Annotated in this window: 17 protein-coding genes and 1 pseudogene; 11 read left to right on the top strand and 7 right to left on the bottom strand. The window is 66.9% G+C overall.

The window, feature by feature from the left end:
- Together F6Q13_RS09975 and F6Q13_RS09980 are read left to right on the top strand one after the other, a co-directional pair.
- A pseudogene (locus F6Q13_RS09975) lies at positions 1-766 on the top strand (FAD-linked oxidase C-terminal domain-containing protein); the annotation flags it as partial.
- Between the two features lie 47 nt (positions 767-813).
- On the top strand, positions 814-1725 hold the full coding sequence (locus tag F6Q13_RS09980) for a diacylglycerol kinase (RefSeq protein WP_293055738.1): 912 nt from the start codon (positions 814-816) through the stop codon (positions 1723-1725).
- Here the strand turns inward: F6Q13_RS09980 and F6Q13_RS09985 are convergent.
- Positions 1722-2243, bottom strand: a complete 522-nt coding sequence (locus F6Q13_RS09985; protein ID WP_293055691.1) for a DUF3145 domain-containing protein — start codon at positions 2241-2243, stop codon at positions 1722-1724. The two genes, F6Q13_RS09980 and F6Q13_RS09985, sit on opposite strands and share 4 nt — an antisense overlap.
- A gap of 118 nt (positions 2244-2361) precedes the next feature.
- Positions 2362-3186, bottom strand: a complete 825-nt coding sequence (locus tag F6Q13_RS09990) for a serine hydrolase (RefSeq protein WP_293055693.1) — start codon at positions 3184-3186, stop codon at positions 2362-2364.
- 52 nt (positions 3187-3238) lie between these two features.
- On the opposite strand from F6Q13_RS09990, the gene F6Q13_RS09995 reads away from it, so the two are divergent.
- Genes F6Q13_RS09995 through F6Q13_RS10005 form a run of 3 tightly spaced genes read left to right on the top strand, consistent with a single transcriptional unit; the run spans position 3239 to position 5945 of the window.
- On the top strand, positions 3239-4324 hold the full coding sequence (locus F6Q13_RS09995; protein WP_293055695.1) for an S-(hydroxymethyl)mycothiol dehydrogenase: 1086 nt from the start codon (positions 3239-3241) through the stop codon (positions 4322-4324).
- Positions 4321-4944, top strand: a complete 624-nt coding sequence (locus tag F6Q13_RS10000) for an MBL fold metallo-hydrolase (RefSeq protein WP_293055698.1) — start codon at positions 4321-4323, stop codon at positions 4942-4944. Before F6Q13_RS09995 ends, F6Q13_RS10000 begins: the two co-directional genes overlap by 4 nt.
- Before the next feature lie 38 nt (positions 4945-4982).
- The gene (locus F6Q13_RS10005) at positions 4983-5945 is read left to right on the top strand and encodes an SDR family oxidoreductase (RefSeq protein ID WP_293055700.1); all 963 of its coding nucleotides are present in this window, start codon (positions 4983-4985) and stop codon (positions 5943-5945) included.
- 44 nt (positions 5946-5989) lie between these two features.
- Here F6Q13_RS10005 and F6Q13_RS10010 read toward each other — a convergent pair whose 3' ends face one another.
- Complete coding sequence (locus F6Q13_RS10010; RefSeq protein ID WP_293055703.1) at positions 5990-7063, bottom strand: dihydrodipicolinate reductase; 1074 nt, start codon at positions 7061-7063, stop codon at positions 5990-5992.
- A gap of 317 nt (positions 7064-7380) precedes the next feature.
- Here F6Q13_RS10010 and F6Q13_RS10015 point away from each other — a divergent pair, with 317 nt between their 5' ends.
- The 4 genes from F6Q13_RS10015 (at position 7381) to F6Q13_RS10030 (ending at position 9998) form a co-directional block, all read left to right on the top strand.
- On the top strand, positions 7381-8664 hold the full coding sequence (locus F6Q13_RS10015) for a cytochrome P450 (RefSeq protein ID WP_293055706.1): 1284 nt from the start codon (positions 7381-7383) through the stop codon (positions 8662-8664).
- Positions 8665-8748: 84 nt separating this feature from the next.
- Complete coding sequence (locus F6Q13_RS10020; RefSeq protein WP_293055741.1) at positions 8749-9147, top strand: hypothetical protein; 399 nt, start codon at positions 8749-8751, stop codon at positions 9145-9147.
- A 120-nt stretch (positions 9148-9267) separates the two neighbouring features.
- On the top strand, positions 9268-9657 hold the full coding sequence (locus tag F6Q13_RS10025) for a DUF202 domain-containing protein (protein ID WP_293055709.1): 390 nt from the start codon (positions 9268-9270) through the stop codon (positions 9655-9657).
- On the top strand, positions 9657-9998 hold the full coding sequence (locus F6Q13_RS10030) for a DUF202 domain-containing protein (RefSeq protein ID WP_293055744.1): 342 nt from the start codon (positions 9657-9659) through the stop codon (positions 9996-9998). The genes F6Q13_RS10025 and F6Q13_RS10030 overlap by 1 nt, the downstream gene beginning before the upstream one ends.
- Before the next feature lie 7 nt (positions 9999-10005).
- Here F6Q13_RS10030 and F6Q13_RS10035 read toward each other — a convergent pair whose 3' ends face one another.
- The gene (locus F6Q13_RS10035; RefSeq protein ID WP_293055712.1) at positions 10006-11166 is read right to left on the bottom strand and encodes an NAD-dependent formate dehydrogenase; all 1161 of its coding nucleotides are present in this window, start codon (positions 11164-11166) and stop codon (positions 10006-10008) included.
- A gap of 280 nt (positions 11167-11446) precedes the next feature.
- Between F6Q13_RS10035 and F6Q13_RS10040 the strand changes: the two genes are divergently transcribed.
- Complete coding sequence (locus F6Q13_RS10040) at positions 11447-11833, top strand: DUF2237 domain-containing protein (protein ID WP_293055715.1); 387 nt, start codon at positions 11447-11449, stop codon at positions 11831-11833.
- A gap of 5 nt (positions 11834-11838) precedes the next feature.
- On the opposite strand, the gene F6Q13_RS10045 is transcribed toward F6Q13_RS10040, so the two are convergent.
- The 3 genes from F6Q13_RS10045 to F6Q13_RS10055 all read right to left on the bottom strand — a co-directional run bounded on the left by F6Q13_RS10045 (position 11839) and on the right by F6Q13_RS10055 (position 14783).
- Positions 11839-12528, bottom strand: coding sequence for a sensor domain-containing protein (locus F6Q13_RS10045; protein WP_293055718.1), 690 nt, complete (start codon positions 12526-12528; stop codon positions 11839-11841).
- Between the two features lie 240 nt (positions 12529-12768).
- Positions 12769-13521: an SDR family oxidoreductase gene (locus tag F6Q13_RS10050; protein WP_293055721.1), complete on the bottom strand. Its 753-nt coding sequence runs from the start codon at positions 13519-13521 to the stop codon at positions 12769-12771.
- 68 nt (positions 13522-13589) lie between these two features.
- Positions 13590-14783: a cytochrome P450 gene (locus F6Q13_RS10055; RefSeq protein WP_293055724.1), complete on the bottom strand. Its 1194-nt coding sequence runs from the start codon at positions 14781-14783 to the stop codon at positions 13590-13592.
- Positions 14784-14843: 60 nt separating this feature from the next.
- Here F6Q13_RS10055 and F6Q13_RS10060 point away from each other — a divergent pair, with 60 nt between their 5' ends.
- Positions 14844-15425 (top strand): TetR/AcrR family transcriptional regulator, encoded by a 582-nt coding sequence (locus tag F6Q13_RS10060; RefSeq protein ID WP_293055726.1) that lies wholly within the window; start codon positions 14844-14846, stop codon positions 15423-15425.
- Positions 15426-15432 lie beyond the last annotated feature (7 nt).

Raw genomic sequence — 15432 nt, forward strand, 5'->3', positions numbered from 1 at the left:
TCAGGTACCGGAAGCCACCCGCTATGAAGCGTGGTCGTTCCCGGACTTTGCTACCGGCACCGCTGCTTTGCGGGTCGTCACCCAAACCGGCACCGGCCCCACTGTGATCCGGCTTTCCGACGAGGCCGAGACCGGGGTCAACCTGGCCACCACCGACGCGATCGGCGAAGCACAGATCACCCGGGGTTGCCTGGCGATCACGGTGTTCGAGGGCACGACGGCGCATGTCGAGAGCCGACATGCCGAAACCCGGGCGCTCCTGGCCGCCCACGGCGGCACCTCGCTGGGCGAGGCTGCGGCGCTGGCGTGGCAACGCGGCCGGTTCAGCGGCCCCTACCTGCGCGACGCGCTGCTGGCCGCCGGTGCCCTCTGCGAGACCCTGGAGACCGCGACCAGCTGGTCCAACATCGCGACGCTGAAGAGCGCCGTCACCGACGCGTTGACCGGCGCGCTGGCCGAATCGGGCACACCGGCGTTGGTGCTGTGCCACATTTCGCATGTGTACCCCACCGGCGCTTCGCTGTATTTCACCGTGGTCGCCGGCCAGCGAGGCGACCCGATCGAGCAGTGGCGCGCTGCCAAGGCGGCCGCCTCCGAGGCGATCATGGTCGCCGGCGGCACGATCACCCATCACCATGCGGTGGGCGTCGATCACCGGCCCTGGATGCGTGCCGAGGTCGGCGACTTGGGCGTGCAGCTGCTGCAGACGATCAAGTCGACGCTGGATCCCGCTGGAATCCTCAACCCCGGCAAACTCATCCCGTGACCCGCCGCGACGATGCAGAGCGCAGCGATGAGGAGGAGCGGCGCCAGATGACCCGCCGCGAGATCGGAAAAGTGACGCTGCTCACCAATCCGGCATCCGGTCACGGCACGGCGCCACACGCCGCGGAGCGGGCAACCGCCCGGCTGAAGCAACGCGGCGTCGACGTCGTCGAAATCGTCGGCACCGATGCCGACCACGCACGCCGCCTGACCGCCGCCGCGCTCGACCGCGGCACCGACGCACTGGTGGTCGCCGGCGGCGACGGGGTGATCGCCGATGCGCTGCAGGCGCTGGCCGGCACCGGCATTCCGCTGGGCATCATCCCGGCGGGTACCGGCAACGACCACGCCCGCGAATATGCGATCCCCACCAAGGATCCCGTAGCCGCCGCGGACGTCGTGGCCGACGGCTGGACGGAAACCGTCGACCTGGGCAGGGTTGACAATCACACAGGGTTTTCCAAGTGGTTCGGCACGGTTGCGGCGGCGGGATTCGACTCGCTGGTCACCGACCGGGCCAACCGGATGCGCTGGCCGCGCGGGCGCCTGCGCTACAACCTGGCGATGCTAGCCGAACTTTCGCAGCTGCGGCTGCTGCCGTTCCGGCTGACCCTCGACGGCCGCGACGAGATCAGCACCGACCTCACCCTCGCCGCATTCGGCAATACCCGCAGCTACGGAGGCGGAATGTTGATTTGCCCCCGCGCGGACCACGCCGACGGCCTCCTCGACATCACGATGGTGCATTCGGCGTCGCGAACCCGACTGATCCGGTTGTTGCCCACCGTGTACAAGGGCTCCCACGTCGATCTCGACGAGGTGAGCACCGCCCGTGCGGCGTCCGTCGCGGTCGAGGCGCCGGGGATCAATGTCTACGCCGATGGCGAACTGGCCTGCCCGCTTCCTGCCACGATCTCGACGGTCGCCGGCGCACTGCAGATCTTGCGTCCGCCCGGTTAACCCACTCCCCGGCTCAGCCAGGAAACCTCGGCGGCGTCGCCGCCGTCGCGATACACCTCGAGCGCCTCGTCCCAGGCGGTACCCAGCGCCGAGTCCAGTTCGGCAGCCAGCGCGTCGGCGCCGGACGCCATCATCGCCCGCAGCCGCATCTCGCCCACCACAATGTCGCCGTTGGCGCTCGTCGTCCCGCTCCACAAGCCCAGCTGCGGAGTATGGCTGAACCGTTGCCCGTCCACCCCCGGGCTGGGATCCTCGGTCACCTCGAATCGCAGCACCGACCAGGAGCGAAGCGCATTGGCCAGCCGCGCCCCGGTGCCGACCGGACCAACCCAATTGGTCACCGCGCGCAGTTGCCCGGGCATCGCCGGCTGCGGCGTCCACTTGAGATTCGCCGGGGCGGCAAGGGTTCCCAAAGTCGAGGTCAGAGCCCACTCGACATGCGGACACACCGCCGCCGGGCAGGCATGGATATAGACCACGCCGGTCGTCACGTCGGCGCACTGGTTCGACGCGTGCATCTGCTGCTCCTTTGGCTCCAGGACGTCTTCCCCAACGGCCCGGTGAACCCGCTCAGAGCAGGATGCTGTTGTTCTAGTGTCTTACGTGCCCATTGTGCCTCGTGAGACCCCTGTTGCGCTAGTCCGTGCGGTACTCGGATATCACGGCGTCGGAAAGCGCCGGCCACAATGGCCGTGCCCACTCCCCGAAATCGCGGTCGGTGAGGACGAGCAGGGCCAGATCGAGGTAGGGATCTGCCCACAAAAACGTTCCGGATTGCCCGAAATGGCCGTAGGTTCGCGGGGAGTTCACCACCCCCGTCCAGTGCGGGGACTTCGCGTCCCTGATCTCGAAACCCAGCCCCCAATCGTTGGGCCGCTGCACGCCGTAGCCGGGCAGCACCCCGTCCAGGCCGGGGAACTGCACCGAAATCGCCTCGGCGTGCATGGGCACCGACACCGTCGCCGGGCGCAACAGGTCGGCGGCGAAGGCGGCCAGGTCGACACCCGTCGACGTGGCGCCGAACCCGGCGGCCCGCGCTCCGCCGTCCAGCCGGGTCGCGGTCATCCCCAGCGGCTCGAATACCGCTTCGGTGAGGTATCGGCCGAACTCGATGCCGCAAGCCTGCTGCACGGTCTGGGCCAGCACCGTGAAGCCGTAATTGGAATACATGCGGCGGACGCCGGGCTTGGCGAGCGCATGGTTGGAGTGCATCGACAGTCCCGATGCGTGCGCCAACAAATGGCGAACAGTCGAGCCGGGCGGGCCGGCGGCGCCGTCGAGATCGACGGCACCCTCCTCGAGCGCAACGTGCACGGCCCGCGCCACCAGAAGTTTGGTCACCGATGCCAACGCGAATTCCCGAGTCATGTCGCCGTGGTGGGCCAGAACCCCGGCGGGCCCGACGACCGCGGCAGCGACGTTGCGGACCGGCCAGTCGTCGAGTGCGTCGAGTGCAGCCATCGTGGCCGAGCCTAACGATGACGGATGACCCGACAGCGCTAGGTTGGGGCTCATGCCTACGAGAGTGCGCGGCGTGGTTTCCCTCAAGAAGGGCGAGCCGGTCGAGGTGACCGACATCGTCATCCCCGATCCAGGCCCGGGCGAGGTGATCGTCGACGTGACCGCGTGCGGGGTCTGCCATACGGATCTGACCTACCGCGACGGCGGCATCAGCGACGCCTACCCGTTCCTGCTCGGCCACGAGGCCGCCGGGGTCGTGGAATCCGTCGGAGCGGACGTGGCCGCGGTGCAACCGGGCGATTTCGTGATCCTCAACTGGCGCGCGGTGTGCGGTCGCTGCCGCGCCTGCAGGCGCGGCAGACCGCAGTATTGCTTTGACACGTTCAACGCCGAGCAGAAAATGACACTGCCCGACGGCACCGAGCTGACGGCGGCGCTGGGCATCGGGGCGTTCGCGGAGAAGACGCTGGTGCACGCCGGGCAGTGCACCAAAGTTGATCCGGCAGCAGACCCGGCGGCGGCCGGCCTACTTGGCTGCGGAGTGATGGCCGGGCTGGGCGCGGCGATCAACACCGGCGGTGTCACCCGCGACGACACCGTCGCGGTGATCGGCTGCGGCGGGGTGGGCGACGCCGCGATCGCCGGGTCGGCACTTGTGGGCGCCCGACGGATCATCGCCGTCGACACCGACAGCGCCAAGCTGGAGTGGGCGCGCGGCTTCGGCGCCACGCACACCATCAATGCGCGTGAACTCGACGTCGTCGCGGCCATCCGGGAACTCACCGACGGATTCGGCGCCGACGTGGTGATCGACGCGGTCGGGCGACCGGAAACCTACAAGCAGGCGTTCTACGCCCGCGACCTGGCCGGAACCGTGGTGCTGGTAGGTGTTCCCACACCGCCCATGCGCCTGGAGATGCCGATGCTGGACTTCTTCTCGCGCGGCGGCGCGCTGAAGTCGTCATGGTACGGCGACTGCCTGCCCGAACGCGACTTCCCCACCCTGATCGACCTGTATCTGCAAGGCCGTTTTCCGCTGGAGAAGTTCGTCTCCGAACGCATCGGTCTCGGCGACGTCGAAAAGGCCTTCCACAAGATGTCAACCGGAAAGGTGTTGCGCTCGGTGGTGATACTGTGAGCCCCATCGACCGGGTGATCACCCACGGCATTTTCGAACTCGACGGCGGCCGTTGGGAAGTCGACAACAACATCTGGATCGTCGGCGACGACTCCGAGGTCGTGGTGTTCGACGCCGCCCACACCGCAGCGCCTATCGTGGCGGCTGTCGGCGGACGCAAAGTCGTGGCCGTGGTGTGCACACACGGCCACAACGATCACGTCACGGTGGCCCCCGAGTTGGGCGCGACGTTCGACGCACCGGTGCTGCTGCACCCCGCCGATGACATGTTGTGGCGGATGACTCACCCTGACAAGGATTTTCGTGCGGTGTCCGACGGCGACACGGTGCGGGTCGCCGGGACCGAGTTGCGGGCGCTGCACACCCCCGGCCACTCCCCCGGCTCGGTGTGCTGGTATGCGCCCGAACTGGGCGCGGTGTTCAGCGGGGACACGCTGTTCCGGGGCGGGCCCGGCGCCACCGGGCGCTCGTTCTCCGACTTCCCGACGATTCTGGAGTCGATCTCCTCGCGGCTGGGCCCGTTGCCCCCAGATACCGCCGTGTATACGGGTCACGGAGACACCACGACCGTCGGCGCCGAGATCGCGCAGTACGACGAATGGGTGGCCCGCGGCCACTGAGCCGACCCGAGACCCCGACACCGCCGAGGAGTGCCAGTATGGCCGCTGATCTCATCGCCGCCGTGCCCGACCTGTCGGGAAAACTCGCAGTCGTGACCGGAGCCAACAGCGGTCTGGGGTTCGGGCTGGCGCGACGGCTCTCCGCGGCCGGCGCCGATGTCGTCATGGCGATCCGCAACCGCGCCAGGGGCGAGGCCGCCGCCGACGAGATCCGAGCGACGGTGCCCGCCGCCAAGCTGACCATCAAGCCCTTGGACCTGTCGTCGTTGTCCAGTGTCGCCGCCCTCAGCGCGCAGCTCAACGCCGAGGGCCGCCCGATCGACATCCTGATCAACAACGCCGGCGTCATGACGCCGCCGGACCGCGACACCACCGCCGACGGGTTCGAATTGCAGTTCGGCAGCAACCATCTCGGACATTTCGCACTGACGGCTCAGCTGTTGCCGTTGTTACGCGCAGCCCAGCGGGCCCGGGTCGTCTCGTTGAGCAGCCTGGCCGCCCGGTTCGGCCGTATCCACTTCGACGACCTGCAATTCGAGAAGTCCTACTCGCCGATGGCCGCCTACGGGCAGTCGAAGCTGGCGGTGCTCATGTTCGCTCTCGAGTTGGACCACCGCAGCCGCGACGGCGATTGGGGCATCGTTTCCAACGCCGCCCACCCCGGCCTGACCAAAACCAACCTGCAGGTCAGCGGGCCGTCGCGCGGCCGCTCCACGCCGTCGATGATGGAACGGCTCTACAAGCTCTCCTGGCGTTTGGCGCCGACGATCTGGCAGGAGATCGACGAGGGCATCCTGCCCGCCCTCTATGCGGCGACGTCCGCCCGGGCCGAAGGCGCTGCGTTTTACGGTCCGCACGGTATCTTCGAGGCCGCGGGCGGCGGCGTAACCTACGCCAGGGTGCCCGCCCGGGCCCGCGACGCCGTCGCCTGCCGACGGTTATGGGAGGTCTGCGAACAGGCCACCGGAGTCAGCTACCCGAAACCTGCCGGTGGCCGATGACCGAGACTACGGCGCCGGTGAACACCGATCGGCACCTGCGGCGTTCAGCGGATCGTGCCGGCCCCGGCGATCAACGGCAGGTCAAGCGGGGTGACCCAGCCCGGCGGCAGGTCGTTGACGGCCGGGACCGCGTTCAGCGCCCGCATCCCGGTAGCCAGGCACCCCGCGGTGGCCGCGTCGCGTCCGGAGCCGTCGGTGAATCGAAACGCGGTCTCCTGGAAGATACTCGGCGTGCCCTCGATATCGACCCGGTAGACATCCTGCTGGGTGCCGCAGGGCCAGTCCGGGGCGGCGTCGTGGCCGATGCGGTTGACGTGTTCGAGCTGGATGCGCGTCTCGCCCTGATAGATGCCGTTAATGGTGAACCGCACGGCAGCGACCTGTCCGGGTGCGATGATGCCCTTGGCGGTCTTGCGCTCGGTGGGCGACACCCATTTGTCCCAGGTGGTGGTGATTTCGTCGAGCACAATGCCCGCGGCGTGCGCGATCATCGGGACGGTCGCGCCCCAGGCGAAGATCAGCACGTCGGGGTGTTCCAGCACCGGGCGGTATTCGGGTTCGCGGCCGATGCCCATCTCGTTCTCGTAATCGCCGGTGTAGTTGGTGTAGTCGAGCAACTCCGAGGCACGCACCCGACGTACTTCTGAACAGACCCCCATCAGCGTCATCGGGAACAGGTCGTTGGCGAATCCGGGATCGATGCCCGTGGTGAAGCACGACGACCGTCCCAGCTCGCATGCCTCGGTGATCGGCTGGATCCAATTGGGTGGGTTCAGCGGCATGGCGGGCCACACCCATGGGGTCATCGCAGTCGAGCAGACGTCGATTCCGGCGCGCAGGAAACGAGTCATCAGCGCAATATTGTCGTCGGCGTGCGCAGCGGTCGGGCCGTAGTGCACCAGCGCATCCGGTCGCAGCGCGATCAGCGCGTCGACGTCGTCGGTGGCGGTGATGCCGACCGGCTCGGCCAGTCCGCAGATGTCCCCGACGTCGCGGCCCACCTTCTGCGGGCTGCTCACACCCACCCCGACCAGTTCGAACAGCGGGTGCGGGAGGATTTCGGCGATCACCATCTTGCCGACGAATCCGGTACCCCACACCACAATGCGCTTGGACATCGGCCACCTTCCTTGTCGCTGTCGCAGACAGCCTAAGCGGGCAAGCCGATGCATCGAGGAGTTTCGCAGCTGGTCGCCGTGCCCTGCGGGGAGGCGATCGCGACTCGCCGTCGCGCGGCGAGCGTTACGCCAGCGTCACGACGGACGACGAGTGTCACGCCAGCGTCACGGTCGCTGGGCCACGGCCGCCGGCATCGACCCGGGCCGAGCAACCGTTACCCCGGCACGTTGGGCCAACAACGACCAACGTCAGACCAACGCCAGTCGTAACGGTCTAGGCTCGCGACTGTAAACGCTCGACAACAAGGACAGTCGACATGGGCATTTCGACCAGAGTGAACGGCGCGGCCCCGCCCTATGTTCCGCTTGCCGATATCGATCTGAGCTCATGGGAGTTCTGGGGACTCGACGACGATCTGCGCGACGGGGCATTCACCACGCTGCGACGGGAAAAACCCATCTCCTTCTGGGCCGAAGCGGTCCAGCCGGGCTTCCCGGAGGGCACCGGACATTGGGCGCTGACCACGTTCGACGACGTTTTCTTCGCGAGCCGGCACCCGGAAATCTTCAGCTCCTATCCCAACATCACCATTAACGACCAGCCACCGGAGGTCGCCGAGTTTTTCGGGTCGATGATCGCGCTCGATGATCCTCGCCATCAACGGCTGCGCTCGATCGTCAGCCGGGCATTCACGCCGAAGGTGGTGGCCCGCGCGGAGGCATCCGTCCGGGAGCGGGCCCGCCGGCTGGTGGGATCGATGATCGCCGACCATCCGGACGGACGCGGCGAGGCCGTCGCCGAACTGGCCGGGCCGCTGCCACTGCAGGTCATTTGCGACATGATGGGCATTCCCGAGGAGGACCACCAACGGATCTTCCACTGGACCAACGTCATCCTCGGGTTCGGTGACCCCGACCTGGCGACCGACTTCGAACAGTTCACCACGGTGTCGATGGAAATGGCCGCCCACGCTACCGCGCTGGCCGAAGACCGGCGCGCCCATCCGCAGGAGGATTTGACCACGAGCCTGGTGCAGGCCGAGGTCGACGGTGAGCGGTTGTCGTCGGCCGAGATCGCGTCGTTCTTCATCCTGCTGGCGGTGGCCGGCAACGAGACGACACGCAACGCGATCAGTCACGGCTTGCTCGCGCTGACCCGCTACCCGGAGGAGCGCGACAAATGGTGGGCCGACTTCAACGGGTTGTCACACTCGGCGGTGGAAGAGATCGTGCGATGGGCCTCGCCGGTGATCTACATGCGGCGCACCCTCCTGCACGACGTGGAGCTCAGAGGTATCAAGCTCGCAGCCGGCGACAAAGTCACGATGTGGTACTGCTCGGCCAACCGCGACGAGTCGAAGTTTGCCGACCCGTGGAGCTTCGACGTGGCGCGCAACCCCAATCCGCACGTCGGCTTCGGCGGCGGCGGCGCGCATTTCTGCCTGGGCGCCAACCTGGCTCGCCGCGAGATCAGCATCATGTTCGAGGAACTGTTCCGCGCAATACCCGACGTCGTCGCAACCGAGGAACCCGCACGGCTGCTGTCGCCGTTCATCCACGGCATCAAGACGCTGCCGATCGCCTGGACACCACCGAATTGATCGATGTCTAGCATCCGGCGGACTGAGGAAGATCAAGGAAATGCAGGAGGAGGGTAGTTGGTGAAGACGCTGGCAGTCGGCGCGATGCTCACGGCAACTGCGATCACCTTCGTGCCGGTGTCGCACGCGGAAATGCAGATCGGCAATTACGCGCTGCAGACGCCGCGCGATCCGGGCCACGCCTGGATCTGGGAGATCCGGAACTGCGGCACGCCGGAATGCCTCCACATCCAGGCGGTGCCGCAGCCCAACGGGCAAGCGGCTCCCTACGACGGGCGGGCGCAGCTGGTCAACGGCTGGTACACGATGAGCGTCGACGTGCCCGACGGGGTGCGCTGCGTCGTGTATTTCCTTCCGTCGCACGACACCTACACCTGGGATCAGACGACCCTGTCCGGTTCGGTCGAGTCCACCTACCCGGCGGGCTGCGGCGGCGCGCCGGGCGGCACTGATATTTATCCGATCCAGCTGGTCCGCTGGTAGCTACGACCGGCGGACAGAGCCTCGGTATGTCGCGGACAACCCGGGCCCGCGCCAACGCGGGAAAACGAACCGGCGCAGGCTGTGAAACGCTGGCAGGTGAGATGTCCGACGAGGCGTTCTGTGGCCGATGACCCCGCGGCGCCCGCTGGCGCATCCGGTGCCGCCACCGTCGAGCACGAGCCCGATTACCGGTTCACGCTGGCCAACGAGCGGACGTTTTTAGCCTGGCAGCGCACCGCTCTGGGGCTGCTCGCCGCGGCGGTGGCCGTCGTGCAGCTCGTTTCGCCGACGGCGCTTCCCGACATGCGCCATGTGCTCGGAGTCGTGCTCGCGGCGCTGGCGATGCTCACCAGCGCGATGGGGCTTTTGCGCTGGGAGCAAACGGACCGGGCCATCCGCCGCGGCAACCCGCTGCCGCACCACCCTACGCCGGTCTATCTTGCGGTGGGCCTCGCGCTGGTCGGAGTCCTGGCATTGTGGTTGATCATCGCCTCAGCGAGTACCCGGTGATGCGCGCGAGGGCACCGCGAGACCCGGCCGGGTCGCAGGCGGAGCGGACCGCGCTGTCGTGGACCCGGACGTCGTTCGCTGTCCTGGCCAACGGCGCCCTGCTCATGATCAGAAACCTGCACGGCTCGATCCACCTGGTGGGGCTGATCCCGGCCGGCCTGGCGGCATTGGTCGCGCTGTGCACTTATGGCATCGCGTTGCAGCGTCAGCGAACCCTGCGGCGCCGCCCTCTTCCGACCCGGATCGCCGCGCGTCGGCAGGTGCATCTGATCGGGACGGCCATGCTGGCGCTCATCGTGGTCACCGCGGTTGCCCAGTCGATCCCCGGGCATAGCAGGTGAGTTGACCTCAGCTGCCGACGGTGTAGGAATGCGCGCCGGCCCCGGCCAATGCCCCGCCGGCAACGATCAGATACTCGTCGCGGATGGGTTGCCCGGAGAAATAGCACTCCAGGATCTCCCTGGTGCCGGCCGCGTACCGGGCCTGGGCCGACAGCGACGAGCCCGAGATGTGCGGCGTCATCCCGTGGTGCGGCATGGATCGCCAGGGATGGTCGGGCGGAGCCGGTTGCGGGTACCAGACATCGCCGGCGTAGCCGGCCAGTTGACCGCTCTGCAAAGCCCGCACGATCGCATCGCGATCGCAGATCAACGCCCGGGCGGTGTTGATCACATACGCCCCGCGTTTCATGGTCGCGATCAGCTCGTCGTTGAACAACCCACGTGTCTCTCGATGCAGGGGAGCGTTTATCGTGACCACGTCGAGGTGCGGCACCATGTCCCGCGCCGTCGGATGGTAGGTCAGGTTGAGTCCGGTCTCGACCTCGGCGGGCAGCCGGTGCTTGTCGGTGTAATGCAGATGGACGTCGAACGGAGCCAGCCGACGCAGCACGGCCAAACCGATCCTTCCGGCTCCGATAGTGCCGACCTGCATGCCTTCCAGGTCGTAGGAACGCTGCACACAGTCGGCGATGTTCCACCCTCCGTCGAGCACCCACTGATACGACGGCAGGTAGTTGCGTACCAGCGCAAGGATCATCATCACCACGTGCTCGGCGACGCTGATGCTGTTGCAGAACGTCACTTCGGCGACGGTGATGCCCTTGTCGATGGCAGCATCGAGGTCGACATGGTCCGAGCCGATGCCGGCGGTGACCGCGAGTTTGAGCCCGGGTGCCCGCGCGATGCGCTCTGCGGTGAGGTAGGCAGGCCAGAACGGTTGCGAGATAACGACTTCCGCGTCGACCAAATGCCGGTCGAATTCGGAGTTCTCGCGGTCTTTGTCGGAGGTGACGACGAACTCGTGCCCCAAACCTTCCAGGTAGGGTCGTAAGCCCAGCTCTCCGGACACGCTGCCCAGCAGTGTGCCCGGTGTGAAATCGATCGCCGACGGCGTCGGCAGTGACTGGCCGTCGGGATAGCCGTCGAGGTGAGGCAGCTCGTCACGCGGGTAGCGGGTGGGATATCCGTCGACCGGATCGTCGTAGAGCACACACACCACTTTGGCCATGAAACCCGCTGTCCCTTCTCATCTGATAAGCGGTAGCTACGCCACGCTCGTCGCCCCTGCGCCGCAGCCGGTGACACACAGTACGTCGAGACAACGCTCACATTCCCCGTCAGCTCTTGGCCGCCGAATTAGCGCGGGCACAACACCGTGCGGGTAGCTGCCGAAACGTTCTCGACCCTAACAATCATCCGACAGAAAGAACAAGCTTCGGTATTCGCAATCTGACATCCGGCGACGCCTTTCGGTATTGCCCTACTGGGGGCCGGGAGATACTGGGTCGATGGCTGATCGAAACGTGCTGGGTGGACCGCTTGAACCGTGTGGCACCGACCCACTCACCGGTTTCTACCGTGATGGCTGCTGCACCGCTGGTCCTGAGGATCTCGGCCTGCACACCATCTGCGCCGTCGTGACCGCCGAGTTTTTAGCGCACCAGCGCAGCATCGGTAACGATCTGTCGACGCCCAGGCCCGAGTACCGGTTTCCCGGCCTCACGCCCGGCGACCGCTGGTGCGTCACCGCACTGAACTGGCTCAGGGCCTACCACGATGGCTGCGCTGCCCCGGTGGTACTGGCCGCCACCCACGAACGCACCCTCGACGTGGTGCCCAGGACGGCCCTCGACGAACACGCCGTCGACGTTCCCGACGACCCGGGTGGACTGTAGCGGCCCTACCGTGTCGGCACTCTGGCGGCGATCTGATTGGCGATGTCGACAGCGGAGTTCGCCGGATCGGCACTGCACGTGTTGACGTCGATGATGACGTTGTTGCGGATCTCCAGGGCCCGCCCGCAGGCCCAACCGCCGGCCCTGGCGTTCTCTTGGGTGGCCACCGTACTCAGCGTGCCGTCGGCGTTCGATATCGGCGCCACCGTCCATTGGGTTCCAGATTGGGTGTGGGTGTAGTGGTGGCATGCCGGCCACTGTTGGGCCGAGGCGCTGAAGAAGGCATTGGCTTGTTTGGCAATGGGGAACAACACCACCGCCTGCTCGGCGAAATGCGTGAAGTTGTCGCCGTCGTTGAGCGCCTCGTCGCGCACGGCGACGAAACCGCTGTCGGCGTAGACCTGGGCCTGCGCCGCGCCGTCGATGGCCAGACACTCCCTGGGCTTCATCGTGGCGCTGTCGTCAGACATCGCGAAGCGCCTCTTGGTGACGGTCATGTTTTTGGCGCCCATCACCGCATTGATCTGCTCGGGGCTGAGCAGTAACCCGTCCAGTTCACGCTCGACGATCGGGCGCGCAATCATCGTCGTGGTGGTGGTCGTCGGGGCCTTGGGTGAGTGTTTGTCGGCACTGCTGCAACCAGCGGTGAGAATGCAGAGGCCGGCAACGGCGAACGCCACCGCTCGCTGGCGCATCCGTGCACACCCCTTCCGCCTGCCCCCGGCAGCACGCGACCGCCCGCGGGGGTTGCCGGGCGAAACTCGCGGGGTCCAGCCTACCGCGACCGAGGCCGAGCCTTGTCGCAAAACCGGCTGATTCCTGGCTCCGGCAGGTGATCGCACAAGACGCGCGGATGGCGAACCGTCCGTTCGAGAAGAGCCGGCCGCCGATCGTCAACCAGCTGACCGCCCAACCACTTTCGTTCCGGGCTGCGATCAGCTCGAGAGTACGGGCCCGCCGGATGCACCCCTGGCGACCACGACCGGCATCGACGTCGCCGCGTCGGTCCGCAGGATCGTCTGCACCACCTCGATGAGGTCCTCGACGGGCATCAACTTGCCCGGCATGACACCGCTCGATGCCCACAGCGGCATGGCCTTCACGGTGAGCGCGGGATCCCAGTCGGCGCCTATTCCGGTCGCCGCATCGCCTTCGCCGCCCGCGCACTCCCCCACGATCAGGCAGGTGAAGCCGATATCGGGGTGTTCGGCTCGCCACGCCTCCACCAGCCGCTCAAGGGCCGCCTTGCTCACGCCGTAGGCTCCCAGACCCGGCCAGGGCGGCCCGAACGTTCCGGCATCGGAAGACAGGTAGACGGCCTTGCCCGCCGAGGCGCTCAAATGGGGCACGGCCGCGGCTGTCACCAGCGCCGCGCCAATGACGTTGGTATCGAAAATGCGCCGCCAGGTTGCGGCATCGGTGTCGACCATGCGCACCAGCGGCCCGATCGCCGGCGTGTAGATCAGGTTGTCGATACCGCCCAGCGCGTCGGCGGCCGCGCTGATTGCCGATCGGCACGCTGCTTCGTCGGTGACATCGCAGGGAACCGCGATCGCGTCCGGCCCTGCTTCGGCGGCTGCGGACGCGATGCGTTCACGGCGGCGGGCCAGCAGAGCGACCCTATCGCCACGCTGCGCCAGGGCGACACCGATGCAGCGCCCGAGCCCGCTCGAGGCGCCGATCACCACCGTTTTCGACATATCCGACCTTCCATCAGGACGTTTGCCGCAGCCTCAGCGTAGCCGTCGGGGCGTGCCTATCGCGCCGGCCAGCTGATCGGCAGCGACAGGAACCCCCGGACCGGGCCGGAGTGCAGCCGGGTGGCGGAATCGAGATCGACGTCCCACTCGGGCACCCGGGACAGGAACGCCCGCAACGCGATCCGCGCCTCCATCCGCGCCAGCGCCGCCCCCAGGCAGAAATGGACTCCACGGCCGAATGCGACTTGATGTTCGGGTTTGCGGTCGATGTCGAACACGTCGGGATCGGGGAAGACGCGGTCGTCCCGGTTGGCGGAGCCGAACAGCAACAGCACCGAATCGCCACCGGTCATGGTCGTGCCGTGCAGTGTCACGTCACGGGTCAAGATACGGGACAGTCCTTGAACTGGTGAGTCATAGCGCAGCAACTCTTCGACCGCGGGACCAAGCAGAGCGGAATCGCCGACCAGGCGACGGCGACTGCGCGGATGCTCCGCCAGCACGACCGCGGCGTTGCCGAGCAGATTGGTGGTGGTCTCGTGACCGGCGACCAGTAACAGCAGACAGAATCCGAGAAGCTCGTCGTCGGTGAGTCTGGTGCCGTCGACCTCGGCAGCCACCAGCGCCGACATCAAGTCCTCGCGCGGCTGTCGGCGGCGCTCGGCCAAAAAGTCGGCGAAATAGCCGTAGATGGCTACCGCCGCCCCATGAACCTCCTGATCCTCGTCCCGGGTCGGGTTGGACTGCACCATGGTGTTCGACCACTTCCGAAACTGCTCACGATCTTCGCGGGGGATGCCCAGCAGATCGGCGATGACAAAGGCGGGGATGATCCCGGCGAAGTCGCCGATGAAATCTGCCGCGCCGGCGCCCCGATCGAACTGCTGTGACAACCGGTGCGCCAGATCCTCGATGCCGTCGTTCATAGCGGCGATGCGGCGCGGGGTGAACGCTTTGCTCACCAGGGCACGCAGCTGATCGTGCCGAGGCGGGTCCATCATGATCATCATGGGCAACACCGACTCCATGACCCTGGACCCGGGCGGAGCGGGAAAGACGCCATTGACCGAGGAATACGAATCGTGATCGAGTAGCGCGGTGATCACATCCTGGTGGCGACTGAGCACCCAGGTGTGCGAGTCGGTCGCCCAGTACACCGGGGCCTCATCGCGCAGCAGTCGGTAGGTGGGGTAGGGATCGTCGTGGATCTGCGCATCGAATGGGTCGTAGCGAATCTGGGCCATCGACATCAGCAGCTCCTGCCAGTCGAATCAGAGTTTAGACTTAGAGTCTAAACAAGAGGAGGGGTCATGCGCGAGGTTCCCGCCCAGATCGCCGACCGGCTGTCCGCCGCGGCCGAATTGTTCGCCGAGCGCGGCCTCAACGACACCAAGATCGAAGACATCGCGGCGGCGACCGGCATCGCCAAAGCCACCCTGTACTACTACTTCGCCGGCAAGGAAGACATCTTGGCGTTTCTCCTCGAAGACGGCCTGCGCCATGTCGCCGACGAGGTGAACACGATCGTGGTAAGCAGCGGCACCGGCGCCCAACGTCTGAACGGAGTGATCACCGCTCAGCTGCGCCTGATGGCCGAGCGGCCCGCCGAATGCCGCGCCCTCATCGGCGAACTCGGCCGAACCGGCCGCATGCCCGTCATCGCCGACATGATCAGGACCGCCTACCTCGAGCCCATCGAGACGCTGCTGCGGGCAGGCGTCGCCGACGGATCCCTCGTCGCCGTCGACAACACCAGGGCTGTCGCGATCGCCCTCTTCGGCGCGGTCACCACCAGCGCACTGACCTACCTCATCGCCGACGGCACGCTCGACGAAGACTTGATCGCGCGCACTATCCAGGACGTGCTTTTGGCCGGCCTGCGACCGCGCTGACGACAAT

It is taken from the genome of Mycobacterium sp. (assembly GCF_008709575.1).
Taxonomy (GTDB): domain Bacteria; phylum Actinomycetota; class Actinomycetes; order Mycobacteriales; family Mycobacteriaceae; genus Mycobacterium.